Here is a 17,545-nt window from a genome sequence, read left to right as displayed (position 1 = left end):
GACTCTCAATATACATCTTGTGATAATAAAATAATCTGTATGATTCAAATAAATTTCTCCAAGCTTTTGTATAAAAAATAGAAAGACAACTAAATATTCCGACTTCCCGGCTTAATTGCTGGAAGCGTAGCGAGTTCAGCAGGGAGTGCATCACTGGCATAAGACGCTATCTCATATTGCGCAAGTGTAATCAATGGAACTCCGACATTAACCTTACCGCCAGAACGATCAAGAATACATGCACTCGCCACCACATCTGCTCCTGCTGTTATCAAAGCCTCAACCGTCTCACGAATGGAAAGACCTGTTGTCACAATATCTTCAACAATCACAACCCGTGCACCCTTCTTGATTTCAAAACGACGTAACTCAAATACACCATTTACACGCTCTACCCACAGAGAAGGAATACCAAGATGACGTGAAGTTTCGTAGGAAGGAATAAGACCACCAATCGCGGGACCAACCACATAATCAATTTTGCCATTGATAGATTTTTTGATTTTTTCAGCCAACCCACGACATAACTTCTCCGTCAAATCAGCATGCATGAATACTTTCGCCTTTTGCATATAAGTAGCACTATGACGGCCTGAGGTTAAAATAAAATGCCCTTCTAAAATAGCATCTGCTTGTTTAAAAATATCAATCACATCTTGTGTATTCATCGCAAAATCTCTCTTTTTATCCATGAACTCGCTTTACTGCACTAATCGAACCCGCCTCTTTTAACTGAGAAAAAATACGATTCAAATGTTTTAAATCCCAAACTTCCAGATCAATCATAATTTCTGTGAAATCTGGTGCTGTACGGATAAAAGATAAATTTTGGATATTGGCATCATTGGCAGAAATCACTTGTGTAATTTCAGCCAATGAACCAGGACTATTAACAGCTAAAATATTAATCCGAGCAGGAAAACGTTCACTCATTTGAGCATCAATATCCCAGCGGACGTCAATCCATCTTTCTGGCTGATCATCATATGCCATTAAAGCCGAAGATTGTATCGGATAAATAACGATTCCCGCCCCCGGTTGCATAATGCCAACAATCCGATCTCCCGGCACTGCTCCTTCAGGAGAAAATCGGACAGGAATATCCCCACGGGTTCCTCTAATAGGTAACGCTTTGGATTGATGCTTCTTATCTACAGTTTCATCTTTTTCATTTTCTGGAACTTTAAAAATCATCCCTTGCGCATTTTCAATGTTAAACCACCCTTCTTCTCCCGGCTTAAAAGACGACTTTTGTATCACACGGTGATCTTGATAATCAGGATACACTGCTTTAATTACATCAGCAGAAGGTAACTCACCACGCCCCACAGCGGCTAAAACATCTTCCACATCTTTGCGCGCTAAACGTGGCAAAACTTGCTTAAGGACATCTTTTGAAAATTGCTTTCCCATATATTCAAATGAACGCTCGAGTATACGATATCCCAAACCGGAGTATTGCTTACGCACTGCGGCACGTGTTGCCTTACGAATAGCTGAGCGCGCTTTGCCTGTTACAACAAGAAATTCCCACGCTGCTGGCGGAATTTGAGCTTGTGAACGTATAATATCAACTTCGTCGCCATTTTTTAATTTGGTCATTAAAGGCATGATACGCCCATTGATTTTTGCACCTACACAAGAATCACCAATGTCCGTATGAACTGCATAAGCAAAATCAATAGGAGTTGCACCTTTTGGAAAGGCAATCAATCGACCTTTTGGGGTAAAACAAAAAACTTGATCTTGAAAAAGCTCAAGCTTTGTATGTTCTAGAAACTCTTCCGGATTATCTCCATCTGACAAAGATTGAATCGTTTGACGTAACCATGCATAAGCATTAGTTTCTTTTGATAATTTCGAAGGCGAATAATTGGAACCGTGATCTTTATAAATCGAATGCGCAGCAACGCCATATTCAGCAATTTCATCCATAGCAGCAGTTCTAATTTGCAATTCAACGCGTTGTCTTGAAGGTCCCACAATCGTCGTATGTATAGAACGATAACCATTCTGCTTTGGTATAGAAATATAATCTTTAAAACGTCCAGGTACCATTGGCCAAGTCGTATGGATAACACCAAGAACACGGTAACAATCATTCACTGTTTCAACAATAACACGGAACCCAAAAATATCGGATAATTGTTCAAAAGATAATGCTTTACTTTCCATTTTACGAAAGACGGAATAAGATTTTTTCTGACGGCTTTTAACATCCGCTTTTATGCCATGCTCGAAAAAAAGTTTTGCCAGTTCATTTTCAATTCTAAAAAGCAAATCACGGTTGCGTTTTGATAATTCAGAAAGCCGATTGGTTATCGTACGATAACCTTCTGGATTTAAATAAGAGAAAGAAAGATCCTCTAATTCCTCACGCATATCCTGCATACCCATACGACCTGCAAGTGGCGCATAAATATCCATTGTTTCCTCAGCAATTCGCCGACGCTTATCATCACGCATAACACCAAGGGTGCGCATGTTATGAAGACGATCAGCAAGTTTAACTAAGAGGACACGAACATCATCAGAAATAGCGATAAGAAGCTTACGAAGATTCTCTGCCTGTACGGCCTTCTTAGACACAAGATCAAGCTTATTAAGTTTTGTAAGCCCTTCAACTAACTTACCAATTTCAGATCCAAAAAGTTGATCAATTTCTGCTCGTGTAGCGCTCGTATCCTCAATCGTATCATGGAGGAGAGCAACAGCAATTGTCGCTTCATCCAACCGCATATCTGTCAAAATAGCAGCGACTTCTAAAGGATGAGAAAAATAAAGATCACCCGACGCACGCTTTTGATGAGCATGTTTTCGCATCGCATAATCATAGGCTCTCTTTAATAGAGCCTCATCCACGTCAGACTTGTAACGTTGAACACGCCCAACAAGCTCACACTGACGCATCATACAAGCATACCCTTTATCTTTTCAAAAATCTAACCCTTATTGAACATGAATACTTCATCAATAGAAAATAAAAGACAAGAAAAATAACCGCTTCCACATGACAACGTATATTCGCTCCCGTAATATAAACCGCAGCGATTAATAATCGTCATTCTTATCAGGAACAACCAATCCTTCAATACCGGCTAAAAGCTCTTCTTCCGACATATGATCGAATGAAGCACCTTCTTCTTCCGAAGATGTAGCAAAAACATTTTCAGATTCACCTGAATGCGTAATAAATTCACTTGCTACTTCTGGCTCATCCACTTCTACATGCTTTTGTAACGAATGAATAAGATCCTCTTTCAAATCGGCAGGGGACAACGTTTCTTCTGCTATTTCACGCAAAGCAACAACTGGATTTTTATCATTATCACGATCAACCGTGATTTGCGCACCCTGTGAAATCTGCCGAGCCCGATGCCCAGCTAAAAGCACCAACTCAAAGCGGTTATCGACTTTATCAATACAATCCTCTACCGTTACGCGGGCCATTTATGCCTCTTTCTTAAAGATTAAAAAACTTTGTATGTAAGATGATTATATACAAGAAACAAAATAAAACACAAGAAAAACAATACAGACTTGAATAGTTTTTTGCTCAAAGAACTCATTTTTAAAAACTTCTTAGAAGCTTATAAAAAGTGTCTAGTCGATTCACATTAGTTATCAGTAACTGTCTAAAAAAGGATTTAAGAGTACTGGATCAAACAGAAAAGTATACTCTTCTGTTCACAATCATCCCTGAATTTTGGAGAATTTGCCTTTTTAAGTCATATCAATCATTAAAACTTATTAAATCTTTTGCAATAATGATAACCCCATACATACTCTCTATAATGTATTCATTAAAAATAAAAAGTTTTATCCCATTAAACCTTGTATTCATTCTTATCCTAATTCATCGAATAAATCACTAAACGATTGTCACTTTTTGAAAAAGAGTTGGCAGTAATTTTATGTTAAATTATGTTAATGAAATAACTCATTTGTATTTATCATCGTTATTTACAAATATAGGATCCGTCATACACCTCATAAATAACTCAAAAGAATTTTTTATAAAAATAATGAGTCTCCACCCATGAATAGCCAATTAACATCGCTTTGCCCAGAACCACCACAAAATTGCAATTTATGTCCACGCTTACACAAATTCATCTCCGACTGGCGTATGAAAGAACCAAGCTGGCATAACGCACCAGTGCGTCCATTCTTTCCCTATAAAGGTGCAGCCACAACACGCCTTCTCATTGTGGGTCTTGCTCCTGGATTACGGGGAGCAAATCGAACTGGACGCCCCTTTACTGGTGACTATGCAGGACACTTGCTTTATTCTACTTTAAAAAAGTTTGGTTTTGCCCAAGGCACCTTTGAAGAAAGAGCGAATGACAATCTTGAATTAATTGATGCAGCAATTGTTAACTCAGTTCGTTGTGTTCCGCCAGAAAATAAACCCACTGGTACAGAAATTAACACTTGCCGATACTTTTTTGCGCCTCTTTTAACAAATTTGCCCAAACTTAAAGCTGTTATCACCCTCGGCACTATTGCGCATCATTCAACACTACGTGCCCTCAATGCAAAAATTTTAACCCACCCTTTCGGACATGGAAAAATAAACAACATTGGCAGATTACGCATTTTTTCAAGCTACCACTGTTCACGCTATAATACCAATACCGGCCGCTTAACGGACGCCATGTTCCATCAGATTTTCGAAGCGGCAAAAACATATCTTGATCAATGCTAGAACTTCTTTAGCAGTACTATAAAAAATATAATAACCGATACTGTTATCCATACCTTTTTAAAAGCCTTGCTTTTTCACGCCCCCAATCACGTTTTTTTTCTGTTTCACGCTTATCATGAAGCTTTTTCCCACGTGCCAGAGCAATTTCCAACTTAGCGCGTCCTCTTTCATTAAAATAAAGTTTGAGAGGAACAATAGTCATTCCTTCACGAGAAGTCGCATTAAAAAAACGTGCCATTTCACGTTTTGAAATTAATAACTTACGCAAACGACGTGGTTCATGATTAAAACGATTAGCTTGTGTATATTCAGGAATATAGCTGTTTACTAACCATAACTCCCCATTTTCAAAGCTCGCATAACTTTCAGCAATATTTGCACGGTTGGAACGCAAAGACTTCACTTCTGCTCCCTGAAGTGCGACTCCAGCCTCAAGATTAGCGAGAATTTCATAATTAAAACGGGCTTTACGATTATCAGCAATTATCTTTTGTACTGGCGCGTTCTTTTTTTTGTTCATGGTTATACTGGATCGTTTTATTCTTTTAAAAGGCCCGCATGACGCAGAGCCGCATCAATAATCTTCTTTGTAGTATCCGCTAGTGGAACAATCGGTAAACGAACACCATCACCACAAAGATCTAATTTTGCAGCAGCATATTTAATACCCGCAGGACTGGGCTCAATAAAGACTGCACGATTGAGAGGCATCAAACGATCATTGAATTCTAGGGCTGTTTTATAATCACCACGCAAACAAGCAGCATGAAGCTGTGCACAAAGTTTTGGAGCAACATTGGATGAAACCGAAATACATCCTACACCTCCATGTGCATTAAAACCTAATGCTGTACAATCATCACCGGAAAGCTGTACAAAATTCTTACCACACTTTTCACGTTGTTCACTAACACGCTCAATTTTCTTCGTTGCGTCCTTAACACCAATGATATTTTTAAAATCCCGACAAAGATCTCTCATCGTTTCCACAGCCATATCAATAACAGAACGACCAGGAATATTATAAATTATAATAGGTATAGAAATAGCTTTCGCAATGGAAGAAAAATGCGTGTATAAACCAAACTGATTAGGTTTGTTATAATAGGGAGTGACAACCAAAACTGCATCTGCACCTGCCTTTTGCGCATGTTGAGCAAGCTCTACAGCTTCACTTGTGCTATTTGATCCTGCTCCAGCAACAACAGGAACACGCTTAGCAACCTGTTCAACACACAATTCTATAACCCTCTTATGTTCTTCATGACTTAAAGTTGCTGATTCACCCGTTGTTCCAACAGGACTTACACCGTTAACACCTTGTGCGATTTGCCACTCAACAAAATTGCAAAATGCCTTCTCATCGATAGCGCCCTTGTTATCAAACGGTGTAATAAGCGCAGTCACAGCTCCCTTGAGCATGATAAACTCCCTGTAATGTTTTTTTTATTTTTCAATGACCTTTTATAAATTACGCATGATAGAGCATAATCTTGCTCGATCATTGAAGCAAGATGAATTTCACAATAGCATTCTCAAAATTTAACATGGACTTCCTTCAATCCTGAATATTTCTTTAAAATATTATCCACCATTAACCCGTTTTTCATGCTTCTTTTCTAAAAATTCTTGAGTGTTTTAGGAAATACAATCTCAAGGCCTTTTCTCTATGCGTGCATTTTCTACTTCCCCTTTTTTCCCCACTTCTACTGCACCTATACTGGCAACAACAATTTTACTGGCAACAACAATTTTATTTTCAAGTGCATCTTGTGCACAAACACCACTTTTGCATGGAAAAGTACCAATACCTCTAGTTCGCCCTACCCCCTTTACCATAAAAAAAGATGCTCAGAAACCTCTTAGAAAATTTCATACGATACCCCACGCTAATCCCACATTCAAACAACTTAAAGCTGGACTAGATGCACTTTCAGACAACAATATTGCAAAAGCAATAAGTCTTCGTAATTTAATGGAAAAGAAGAGCCTTGATCGTTACATTTTGACATGGGCAATCGCTCTATCTAGCCAAACGAATATACCAAGTTATGAACTATTTAATGCAATCAAAGAGCTAAAAGGGTGGCCAGGCATAAACACTATGCAACGTAATGCTGAATACGCTTTTATCAATGAAACCAATTCCGCACACGTAATCATCCAAAAATTTTCTCATCATCCCCCCCTCACAGCGGAAGGTATGGCTCTCTTCGCTAAAGCACTTATTGCAACTGGACAAACCGCCCGGGCTCAGCAAATCATTGCACCATGGTGGCATAAAGCAAAGCTCAATGCAAAAGAAGAGGAACTTGTTCTTAAAAGTGCAAATGCTGCATTAAAACCTTTTGATCATGTGAAACGCATGCAATCTATGCTTTATGCACGTCACTTCGATTCAGCTGAACGCGTTGCAAAATTAGCCCATGCTCAATCTCTTTGTAATGCTTTTATTGCAGTCGAAAAAAATGATCCTAAAGCTGCACAAAAGTTACGCGCTGTGAAACGATCATGGCAAAAGAATCCTCTCTTCCAATTTGCTCAAATTCGCCATCTTCGGCGAACTGGACAATATAGTGCAGCCACAGTACTCCTGATGAAAACACCAAGAGAAGCATTACGTCTTATGGATCCTCATACATTGTGGATAGAACAACGCGCCCTTTCTCGTGAAATGCTTGATTTAAATAAACCTAAAGTTGCTTATCAACTCGTTGCAGCACATACTGGCATGACGTCTTCACTGGCAGTCGATGCTGAATTTCATGCAGGATGGTATGCACTACGGTTTCTTCATAATCCTCAATTGGCAATGAAACATTTTTCACGTATCCCTCAATTATCTTCTGCACCTTTTTCTGAATCCCGTGGATACTATTGGATGGGACGAACAGCAGAAGTTTTAGGTGAACATAAAAACGCCAAAAATTATTTTCATCGCGCAGCCCATTTTGGTACAACTTATTATGGTCAATTAGCAGCTTCACGGCTTAACAAAAAAGAACTCAAAGTCTTCCTTCCAAAACCAACAGCCGCTGAGCGACAGCGATTTAGTGCACGAGAAGTCATTAAAGTAATTCAACGCCTTGAAGCAGCTGGCTATGCTGATTTTGCTCGATTTTTTTATCGAGAACTCGGAAAAAAAATAGAAAGCCCAGGTGAATTAGCTCTTCTAGCTATGATGGCAGAAAAAAATGGTGACTATCATACCAGCCTCAAAATCGGAAAAATTGCTGTTTTTCAAGGTAAAAATGTTGGTGCCCTTTCCTACCCGCTCGGAGCTATACCATCCTCCGCCAATATTCCCGTAGCAAAAAAAGCACTCATTTATGCAATTGCACGCCAAGAAAGCGAATTTAATCCAACAGCAATATCAAAAGCAGGCGCACAAGGCATACTCCAATTGCTTCCTACAACAGCAAAAGCACTCGCAAAAAAGCATTTTATTACATGGTCACAAAAAAAATTCAGCAGTGATGCCAGTTATAATGCTCTCTTAGGATCCCATTTTTTAAACGAACAGTTGGAACGTTTTAATGGATCTTATATATTGGCTCTTATTGGTTATAATGCAGGCCCTCGCCGTGTTCATGAATGGATACAACGTTATGGTGATCCTCGAGGGCAATCTCTAGATAAAGTCATCGACTGGATCGAACGAATCCCCTATACAGAAACACGCAATTACGTAATGCGTGTCATGGAAAATTACGGGGTTTACAAAGCGAGACTTACTGGAAAAACAGACATAAAAACTGACCTTCTTTCCGGACGATGAAAATAATAGAATCTCCCCCCTGATCAAAAATGCATGCTATTTTCTTCACATATAACAACACCGTAGCAATTATAAACATAAGATGTAAAAATCCATCAAAAACCCTGTGAAAATTAGCTAAATATCAAGGATACTCTGATGATTTTGTTCACTTTTGATGGGGGTGGGGGAGGAAAAGTGCCCACACGTTGAAGTGCCGTCATAGCTAACCGATCAAGTTCGCGATCACCAGCAGAAACTACGACGCGACTAGAAAAAATATGTCCCTGCTCATGTACCCTAAATTCTAACTTCACTGTTCCTTTTGCACGACTAATGCGCTGTCCCACAACATATTCTTTTTGCCTTTCTAATTGTGCCTGTACCTTTGCCAACCATTCTACTAACAACGCATTCTCACGTGCTACTGCATTGCCACCCTGAGTGGTGGTAGACGAACGTATCGTCTTTACAGTGGACTGTTTTACCACTGTCTTTGGTATCGGTTTTTCGGCCAGAATGTTACGCTCTTCTTTTTGAGAAAGAGATTTTTGCAAAGACTTGAGAGTCGCAAAATCATCTTGTTCCATATGATGGTGAGACTCTTCCTGTTGAATTTCATCCACTGATTCCAATATCTTTGACTCCTGCCCTGAAAGATGAGGCTGCAAAACTTCTGGCTCTGTGCTAATATTCGATAGATCTGTATTAATATCCGATAAATCTGTGTTGACATCCGGATAGAAAGTTTCTTGCGCAAAAGTCAGCATAATCGGAGATGAGAGTGTGCTATTCCTTACACCCGTATTGTAAAAATAAAACTGTGCTCCCACTGCTAGATGTAAAGAGAAAGCGCAAATAAACGCACTCAGCCAAAGAGTTAATAACCGCTTCGTATTTGCAAAATTCATCGTTTTTTCCGCCACTATTATAGGTTTAATATTGATGTTAAACTTCATTAAAACAAGCTAGTTTGAAATTACAACTTTTTTCTTGACTGATTTTATCATGTTTAATATGGTTTCTGTGTGATTTTGTGCTGAAGTCAAATCACGTTTGCTTGGCTGGCTATTTGTAATAGGTAAGTCAAGCGTTTTTTGTATGTAAAGTTTCAAGCAAGAGAGGGGATGTTTTTAAGAAAAGGTTATGATGTGTTATGCGAATAAGACGAGAGAATATCCATAAAACCTGTGTGATTTTAAGTGCATTGTCGGTCTGTATACCTTCTTTTGTTTTTGCTCAAAACAGCAACAGGGGTACTGTAACTGAGCTCAAACCGATTGTTATTAAAGGAAAAAAAATAGAGGATACTTCAGGTTCAGTAACCGTTTTGACCAATCGCAAAACTGCTAAGGATATTAGTGAAAAGCAAATAAGTGATGCCCATGACGTTAGTCGTCTTGACCCGTCTATAAACTACAATACAAGCAATAACAGTTTTGTGCTTCGTGGTTTAGATGCAAACCGTGTTCTTACAACGATGGATGGTATTGTTCTTCCATGGGTTTCGGATATAATACGTGGAAACAGTGGAAACACAACGTTTGACTTTGGAGCGCTTTCTACGTTCGATATTATTCAGGGATCGGATTCTAGTCTTTATGGATCCGGTGCACTCGGAGGGGTTGTTGCTTTGCGCACCCTTAATCCTGAGGACATTCTTGTAGAAGAAAAGAATTGGGGGAGCCTTATAAAAAGCGGTTATCAGTCTGTTGATAACAGTTGGCGCGTAGATCAAGCTTTTGCTGTACGTGGTTACCAAACATTCTTGCTTTTCCAGGGATCTTATGTAGAAGGTCATGAGCGCAAAAATATGGGAACTGTAGACGGCTATGGAGAACGTACACGTAAAAACCCTGCTCACTTTGACCAAAATAATTTGCTTTTTAAAATTCATCAATACTTTAATGACAATCACCGGTTTGGTTTTACAGCAGAGCGTTTTGGCTATAACAAAAACACGCATTCATTGAATGCGTCTACAAGATACGCTCCAGGTTCTGTTTATGATCAGGACAATAAACACCGTGAGCGTTTGTCTTTTTCTTATAACTATAATGGCAATGGAGATACAATTTTTGATGCATTTCATGGACAGATTTATTGGCAAAAACAGTCAAATAATCATACTATGAGTGGATTTCGTGTTAAGGCTCCAGAAGGGGATTATTTAAGAGATAATCTTGTACGTGATACCAATTATGGTTTAAATGCTCATGCTCTCAAAACAGTAAATGTTGGCTCCGGAAGTCATACATTAAAGTTTGTTACGAATATTTTATCATCTCAATTTCATCATTATATGTTTGGTAAAGACAGTTGTCATTTGAAAGAAAATGCGGATGCGTGCGCTTTTTTACCTGCTAATCGATCAGATTCACCGGATACAAATAGCTACAATTTTGGTTTGGTTTTTGAAGATGAGATTGGTTTAGCTCATAATCGTTTCCGTGTAACACCTGGAGTTCGTTATGATTGGTATAAACATATCCCTCAAAAAACGTCTTCCTATGAAAAAGCACTCATTTCTGACAAACACCCTCCCGAAAGGAATGGTTCGCGTTTTTCTCCTAAATTACGAATGGAATGGGATGTTCGTGATCAAGTAACGCTCTATGCCCAATGGGCACAAGCTTTTCGTGCACCACGTGCTTCGGAACTCTACCTTTCCTACATCAAACCTCCTCTTTATTATGTGAAAGGAAACCCTGATCTTAAATCAGAAACAAGTAATGGATATGATGTTGGCATACGGTATGGGAATGCAAATTTTGGTGGTTCACTCAGTGCTTTTGCTAATCAATATAAGAATTTCATAGATACCGAAGATAAAGGTGCATCAGAAGAGTTCAAGTTTTCACGGCGGCATTACATAAATCGTTCACGCGTACGTATTTTAGGTGCTGAAGCGAAAATACATTTGGCTGTTTATAGTGGGTTCCATAGCAATCTTGCCCTTGCTTATTCACAAGGAAAAGATCTTGATAAAAATGAATATCTTGACTCAATTCCAGCTTTGAAAACGATTATTGGATTAGGATATGCTACAAAAGCTTGGGGAACAGATGTTGTACTTACTTTGTCAGCCAAACGGGACAAAGTTGCTAAAGGATCTGACTACCAAAAAATTCCCGGATATAAGGTTGTTGATATATCCAGTTGGTGGAAACCACTGGGTGAAAAGGGACCTGTTATAAGAGCTGGTGTTTATAATCTTTTCAATGAAAAATATTGGAATGCGTTAGATCTTCCTTCCGGTAAAAGTACAACACCAAAGGATTATTATAGCCAACCTGGTCGTAACTTTAAGGTGTCGTTCGTGCAAAAGTTTTAGTCACTTCTATTAGTCATAAGATCAATAGAAAATTGTCTCGGTAAAAGGATAAATTATTGTGTTTCTATTGTCATTGTTTTTTGAAGCACAAAGATTTGAAAGAAAATCTTTAACTATCCCTGATTTAGCGGTTTTTGGTTGTTCTGCTTTTGATAATAGGACCTTATTTGTGATGGGTTGATTCATTCATTGAGAATGGTTCAACCCATAGCCATGGAATTATAAAGTTTTAAAAGCTAAATCTTTAAAGTAACATAAGGAAATTCTATGTCATATACAGCCGACATGATTATTCGTTTGCGTAAAGAAAAAAAAGCGATGCGCAATCGTGATTTTGCAGTCTCTATTGGCATATCTGAAGCAGAACTTGTTGCTGCCTATTGTATAATGGGACAAGCAAAAAGACTACAAACTGATGTTGCCACTCTCCTCGAGAGTGCTCCTCAGCTTGGAACAGTTATGGCATTAACACGCAATGAATATGCTGTTCACGAAATAACAGGATGTTTTGAAAAAATTGTTCAAAACGAGCATGTTCCTATAACACTTGGTGAAATTGATCTGCGTATTTTTCCAAAACAATGGAAATTCGGTTTTGAGTATGATGTAATTGTTCTTGGCAAGCCGACGAAAAGTCTGCAATTCTTTGATCAATATGGTGTTGCCATTTTAAAAATCTATTCTCAAGATACGACAAACATGGAGGAATGGAGGAAACTTATTGAAAAGTTGCTTCATAAAGATCAATCACCTGTTCTTGACGTCCTCCCTACTCCTATTTCAACCCAATATGATACGACAGAATTGGATGTTGAGCAATTCCGGAACCGTTGGCGAAATATGACTGATGTGCATCAACTTCATGAAATTATTTCTGAATTTAAAATTAGTCGACACGATGCTGTTAAATATGCTGGTCGTGAGTTTGCTAATGAATTAAAGTTAGAAGCTATTGAAATGATGCTTAGCCAAGTTTCACAGCAAGAAATACCTATTATGTGCTTTGTTGGTAACAGAGGGTGCATCCAAATTTTCAGTGGGCAAGTAAAAAACATCAAGCAGATGGGGCCATGGCTTAATGTTCTTGATCACAAGTTTGACTTGCATTTACTCATTTCCGGTATTGAGAGCGTATGGTGTGTTCGCAAACCTACCTGTGATGGTTATATCAGTTCACTTGAAGTTTTCGATAAAAACGGTGAAATGATTATTCAATTCTTCGGTATGCGAAAGGAAGGTCAGAAAGAACGTGAAGATTGGTGCTTATTATTGAGTAATCTTCCTCCGTGTCAAGAAGAAGAAGTCGCTTAGAAAGGTAAAGTCGAATATGGTTCCACTTTTTTTGCGTAGACTACCAAGGGCTTTTCTTGTTTTTATTCTGCTTTCTCTTTCCATCTTTTCTCAACCAATAATTGCTGAGCCTACAACGCACTTTTCTGAAAATGCACGGATTGTCTCTATTGGTGGTTCTCTTACAGAAATCGTTTATGCATTAGGAGCCCAAGATCAACTTGCCGCCCGTGATAGTACCAGCGTTTATCCGCAAGAAGCACTCAAACTTCCTGTACTTGGATATATGCGTGCTCTTTCACCTGAGGGTGTTTTATCACTTGCTCCAGAAGGCATATTACTCGTCGAAGGAAGCGGTCCGGCTTCAACAATTGATATTCTTAAAAAAACTTCGATCCCTATAGTGATCGTTCCAGAAAATTATTCTCGTGAAAGTGTGATAGAAAAGATTCGCATCGTTGGTAAAGCCATTCATCGTGAAGCACAAGCAGCTGCATTAATTAAAAAGTTGAGTCGTGATTTTTTAGACAATGATACGCTTTTGGCAAAAGTGACAAAACCAAAGCGCGTTCTTTTTGTTTTATCCGTGCAAAATGGACGCATTATGGCATCTGGAACAGGGACAGCTGCCGATGGTATGATAAAACTTTCAGGTGGTATCAATGTCATCACCGATTATAAAGGATACAAGCTTCTAAATGGTGAAGCTTTATTAAAATCAAACCCTGATGTTATTTTGCTTGTGAAACATGGCAAGGGATCCTCTAACCTTGAAAAGATTTTAGCTATACCAGCAGTTCAAGCAACAAATGCAGCAAAAAACCATGCCATTAAACAGATGGATGCTATGTATCTTTTAGGGTTTGGTCCACGCACAGCAAGTGCATCGAGAGAACTTATTAATATCCTTTATGGTGCCAACTAAAATGGTAAGAGTTTATAGAAATGATAGATAGCACCTCCATAGCATATGGATCTGAAACAAAAGAGAATAAAAAAGTAAATCGTGCAAATTTGAGAAAGATTGTATTCTTAAATCTCATTATATTCCTCATATTCAGCATTTTTGCTGGACTCTTGAATGGTGCTTCAAGCGTTTCTTTTTCTGATTTCCTTCATGTAATGTTTACGCAAGACTTTTCAGTGAGTAGCAAAACGCGTGATTATCTCGTACTTATCGACATTAGACTTCCCCGTATTATCTTGGGATTATTGGTTGGGTCATCTTTAGCTGTCTCTGGTGTTCTCATGCAGGGACTTTTTCGTAATCCTCTTGCAGATCCTGGAATTGTGGGCGTATCAGCGGGTGCAGGCCTAGGCGCGGTTTTAGCAATCGTTGTCGGTATTGCCTTTCCTGCTTCATTAGCTCCCTTTCTAGATCCTTACAAAGTTATCATAGGTGCCTTTTGGGGCGGCCTTCTCTCGACAATTGTTCTCTATACAATAGCAACGCATCATAGTTTTACCTCTATTGCAACAATGCTTCTTGCGGGAATTGCTCTTGGTGCTTTAAGCAGTGCTGTTGTTGGAACATTAATTTTTATCGCAAATGACCAGCAGTTACGCGATATTACCTTTTGGAATCTTGGCTCTCTTGCGGGGGCCACATGGTTAAAAGTTTGGCTTGTTCTCCCCTTTATTTGTATCGCTCTTCTTTTTTCGCCCCTTTTATCGCGAGCGCTTAATGCTCTTGCTCTTGGCGAAGCTGTTGCTGGACATATTGGTTTCCATATTCAACGGGTTAAAAATATTGCTATTTTTCTTGTTGCCCTTATGTGTGGTAGCGCAGTTGCTGTCAGTGGTGGCATTGGTTTTATCGGTATTGTTGTTCCACATATTTTGCGTCAGCTAATTGGTCCTGATCATCGTTATCTCATTCCCTGTTCTGCTCTCTTGGGAGCAGCATTACTTATTTTTGCTGATACCTTTGCGCGCTTAATTGTTGCCCCCGCAGAACTGCCAATTGGAATCGTTACAGCCCTTTTTGGTGCACCTTTTTTTCTATGGATCCTTATACGCAAAAGAGGAACAAATTTTTCATGATTGAGGCAACCAATATTTGCGTTCAACGCGGAAAAAAGCAGATTCTCAACCATATAGACCTTCAAGCTAAAAGCGGTACTCTTACCGTCATTATTGGTCCTAATGGATCTGGAAAAAGTACTTTTGTCAAAGCTTTGAGTGGAGAAATTCCTTACATTGGGAAAATGATCTTAAATGGTTATGATGTTAGCCAGACAAAAACTTGTGAAATGGCAAAGATGCGCGCAGTGCTTCCACAATCAACAATGCTAACATTTCCATTCTTAGTTCATGAAGTGGTCGCACTTGGTCTTTCTTTAAACCAATTCACCATTTCCAAAATCAAATTGCAAAATCTTATCCAAGAAGCCTTAGAACGTGTTGGCCTTGCTGATTATGATAACCGATATTATCACCAGTTATCAGGTGGAGAACAAGCTAGAGTACAACTTGCTCGTGTCCTTTGCCAAATATGGGAACCGGTTTCTAATGGAGTTTCTCGTTGGATGATATTAGATGAACCTATTGCTAGCCTTGATATTCAACATCAGCTGGTTGTTATGGATATTGCAAAAAATTTTGCCCGTTGTGGTGGTGGCGTTCTCGCTGTCCTTCATGATCTTAATCTTGCCTCGCATTATGCAGATAAAATGATCTTGCTAAAGCAGGGAAAAGTTTATTGCGAGGGAAGTGCATCTACCGTTTTGACAACGCAAAATCTACGTGATGTTTATCATTGTCCTTTAGTCGTTTCTGAATTACCTAAAACGGACGTTCCATTTATACTCCCTCAAACAGCATCCTACCTATGAAATAGCGTATTTTACAGAAATCTGTTTGCTTAAATCAGAGCATTCACGGACATAGGAACTACGAAGATTAGTTTAGAAGTCGTTTTGTTTTTAAATGAATTCTTGTTTATATTTGTCATATGTTATTTTGGAGAAAAAGGCCGTGCTTCCATAAAAAATATTTCGGAAAAAACACACGTGCTCAAAAACCTTTAAGACTTTACTTGCTAAAAACTTTAAAACCTAGTTACGCTGCTATGCCTTTTTTCATAACACACATGGGTTTTATCCCTCTATTCCTATCACTCCCATGACGTAAAGGGATACACACTAATGTCTCTGTAATGAACAGGGTAAAGTCAAATGTGTTATCATCATTGTTTTGCCAAGTATTTGACAGAAATTTCGTATCTTTTTCTCATCCATAGTAAAACTTTATAGCTTTTTTCTCTCATAAAACATGCATTTTAACTGTTGTTATCAAGGTAAATATTAAATATTGATTTAATGATATTATACCGCCCTCTCCATTTAATTAGAACAACGCATATAGTCATATTTTTTCATTTTTCTTCCACTTATTATGCAATAATCATTTACGAGCATATCATAAGAAGGATTAACTAGATATAAAGCTCATTAAAAAATGGACTTAATATCTCCTGTAATCTGTTATAATATAAGAAGAGTTGCAAAACAGGGAGATAAAATAAATGATGGCGCTGGTCTTTTCCTTCGTTAGCGTAAGGATGGTTCTATATAATGAATTTTGTGCTATAGCTTCGTAGAGTGTACGAAGAAAGAAAATGAGGAGCAAAGTGAAAATCTTTTTATGATTATGAGTTATCCAACACAATGGCGTTCTCTGCTTCAAGAAAGGCGAGATATTACAAATATAATACTCCTTTTGTCCCGCATTGGACAATTTTACATTTCATACACTTTCAAAAACACCTTACGAAAAGACATATCTTTAGATCGTTTAACGAAAAAAATTTCATAATCTCTTCTACCCAATTAATGATCGATCTGAATTCGCATTTTCATCAGCCTTTAGCGACCAATCATAAATATTAGACATTATAATCCCCCGTTCTTCTCAATAACGCTTTTCTAAATTTCTCTTCTGTGCACCAGAGTGCAACCTTCCCATCACCATTCGTTAATACATCATGTATTGTGCTACCCTATTCGTATTTACTCATTTATTTTTCTTCACTCCCTCCAATTAAATAAACTAAATTCATTACAGTTTTTTATAACACAAGCATCAATGCCCTTACTTGCAATGCCATCACTCATCTGACATTGCACACCTATTGTTGCTTCACTGTAGTTATGCGGTTATATTCGCGAATTTCCTATTTTGTTACAAAATGTACAAATATCGTTCATAAAATCCTTTGCTATGGATTTCATATGGCTCTCATTGAGATGGAATAATTTGTCAAATTCATAAAAACTGCTGACATATTTGAAATTCCTAAAAATATTAAATTTTATAGTATTTTCAATATATTAAAACTTTTTGGTCAGCAATATTTTATGCTTTCTCTTTTTATATTTCCTCTCTATGATTGGAATAAAGAGCCCCTCTCTTTTGACCTGTATTTGCAAAACTTCATAGTTTGTTTTTCTCTATC

Annotated in this window: 13 protein-coding genes; 7 read left to right on the top strand and 6 right to left on the bottom strand. The window is 38.2% G+C overall.

The genetic code is table 11. The features are described 5' to 3' along the window. Positions 1-89 precede the first annotated feature (89 nt). From pyrE to rpoZ, 3 genes are all read right to left on the bottom strand, one after another. Entirely contained in the window at positions 90-668 is a 579-nt protein-coding gene (gene pyrE, locus HNQ69_RS03250) for an orotate phosphoribosyltransferase (protein ID WP_183228696.1), read from the bottom strand. Positions 669-684: 16 nt separating this feature from the next. Continuing rightward, positions 685-2,913 carry a RelA/SpoT family protein gene (locus tag HNQ69_RS03245; protein ID WP_183228643.1) on the bottom strand — a complete coding sequence of 743 codons (2,229 nt, stop codon included), beginning with the start codon at positions 2,911-2,913 and terminating at the stop codon, positions 685-687. Between the two features lie 138 nt (positions 2,914-3,051). Beyond that, positions 3,052-3,450: a DNA-directed RNA polymerase subunit omega gene (gene rpoZ, locus HNQ69_RS03240; RefSeq protein WP_183228642.1), complete on the bottom strand. Its 399-nt coding sequence runs from the start codon at positions 3,448-3,450 to the stop codon at positions 3,052-3,054. Positions 3,451-4,039: 589 nt separating this feature from the next. Here rpoZ and HNQ69_RS03235 point away from each other — a divergent pair. After that, the gene (locus tag HNQ69_RS03235; RefSeq protein ID WP_183228641.1) at positions 4,040-4,708 is read left to right on the top strand and encodes a uracil-DNA glycosylase; all 669 of its coding nucleotides are present in this window, start codon (positions 4,040-4,042) and stop codon (positions 4,706-4,708) included. 43 nt (positions 4,709-4,751) lie between these two features. Here the strand turns inward: HNQ69_RS03235 and smpB are convergent, their stop codons facing one another. Together smpB and dapA are read right to left on the bottom strand one after the other, a co-directional pair. Beyond that, the gene (smpB, locus tag HNQ69_RS03230; protein WP_183228640.1) at positions 4,752-5,228 is read right to left on the bottom strand and encodes an SsrA-binding protein SmpB; all 477 of its coding nucleotides are present in this window, start codon (positions 5,226-5,228) and stop codon (positions 4,752-4,754) included. A gap of 17 nt (positions 5,229-5,245) precedes the next feature. Beyond that, positions 5,246-6,130 (bottom strand): 4-hydroxy-tetrahydrodipicolinate synthase, encoded by an 885-nt coding sequence (dapA, locus tag HNQ69_RS03225; protein ID WP_183228639.1) that lies wholly within the window; start codon positions 6,128-6,130, stop codon positions 5,246-5,248. Between the two features lie 247 nt (positions 6,131-6,377). On the opposite strand from dapA, the gene HNQ69_RS03220 reads away from it, so the two are divergent. Then, entirely contained in the window at positions 6,378-8,486 is a 2,109-nt protein-coding gene (locus HNQ69_RS03220) for a lytic transglycosylase domain-containing protein (protein WP_183228638.1), read from the top strand. 113 nt (positions 8,487-8,599) lie between these two features. Here the strand turns inward: HNQ69_RS03220 and HNQ69_RS03215 are convergent, their stop codons facing one another. Beyond that, a complete protein-coding gene (locus HNQ69_RS03215; RefSeq protein WP_183228637.1) occupies positions 8,600-9,376 on the bottom strand; it encodes an energy transducer TonB family protein in 777 nt (258 codons plus the stop codon). Between the two features lie 245 nt (positions 9,377-9,621). Between HNQ69_RS03215 and HNQ69_RS03210 the strand changes: the two genes are divergently transcribed. The 5 genes from HNQ69_RS03210 to HNQ69_RS03190 all read left to right on the top strand — a co-directional run bounded on the left by HNQ69_RS03210 (position 9,622) and on the right by HNQ69_RS03190 (position 15,923). Then, a complete protein-coding gene (locus HNQ69_RS03210) occupies positions 9,622-11,799 on the top strand; it encodes a TonB-dependent hemoglobin/transferrin/lactoferrin family receptor (RefSeq protein WP_183228636.1) in 2,178 nt (725 codons plus the stop codon). Between the two features lie 267 nt (positions 11,800-12,066). Then, positions 12,067-13,110: a hemin-degrading factor gene (locus HNQ69_RS03205; RefSeq protein WP_183228635.1), complete on the top strand. Its 1,044-nt coding sequence runs from the start codon at positions 12,067-12,069 to the stop codon at positions 13,108-13,110. Positions 13,111-13,126: 16 nt separating this feature from the next. Further along, positions 13,127-14,014 carry a heme/hemin ABC transporter substrate-binding protein gene (locus HNQ69_RS03200; RefSeq protein ID WP_183228634.1) on the top strand — a complete coding sequence of 296 codons (888 nt, stop codon included), beginning with the start codon at positions 13,127-13,129 and terminating at the stop codon, positions 14,012-14,014. 20 nt (positions 14,015-14,034) lie between these two features. Then, complete coding sequence (locus HNQ69_RS03195) at positions 14,035-15,132, top strand: FecCD family ABC transporter permease (RefSeq protein WP_183228633.1); 1,098 nt, start codon at positions 14,035-14,037, stop codon at positions 15,130-15,132. Then, positions 15,129-15,923, top strand: a complete 795-nt coding sequence (locus HNQ69_RS03190) for a heme ABC transporter ATP-binding protein (protein ID WP_183228632.1) — start codon at positions 15,129-15,131, stop codon at positions 15,921-15,923. Before HNQ69_RS03195 ends, HNQ69_RS03190 begins: the two co-directional genes overlap by 4 nt. Positions 15,924-17,545: the final 1,622 nt, after the last annotated feature.

The sequence above is a fragment of the Bartonella callosciuri genome (genome assembly GCF_014203215.1).
In the GTDB taxonomy this organism is placed as follows: Bacteria; Pseudomonadota; Alphaproteobacteria; order Rhizobiales; family Rhizobiaceae; genus Bartonella; species Bartonella callosciuri.
This window is presented reverse-complemented; position numbering and strand designations above follow the sequence as displayed.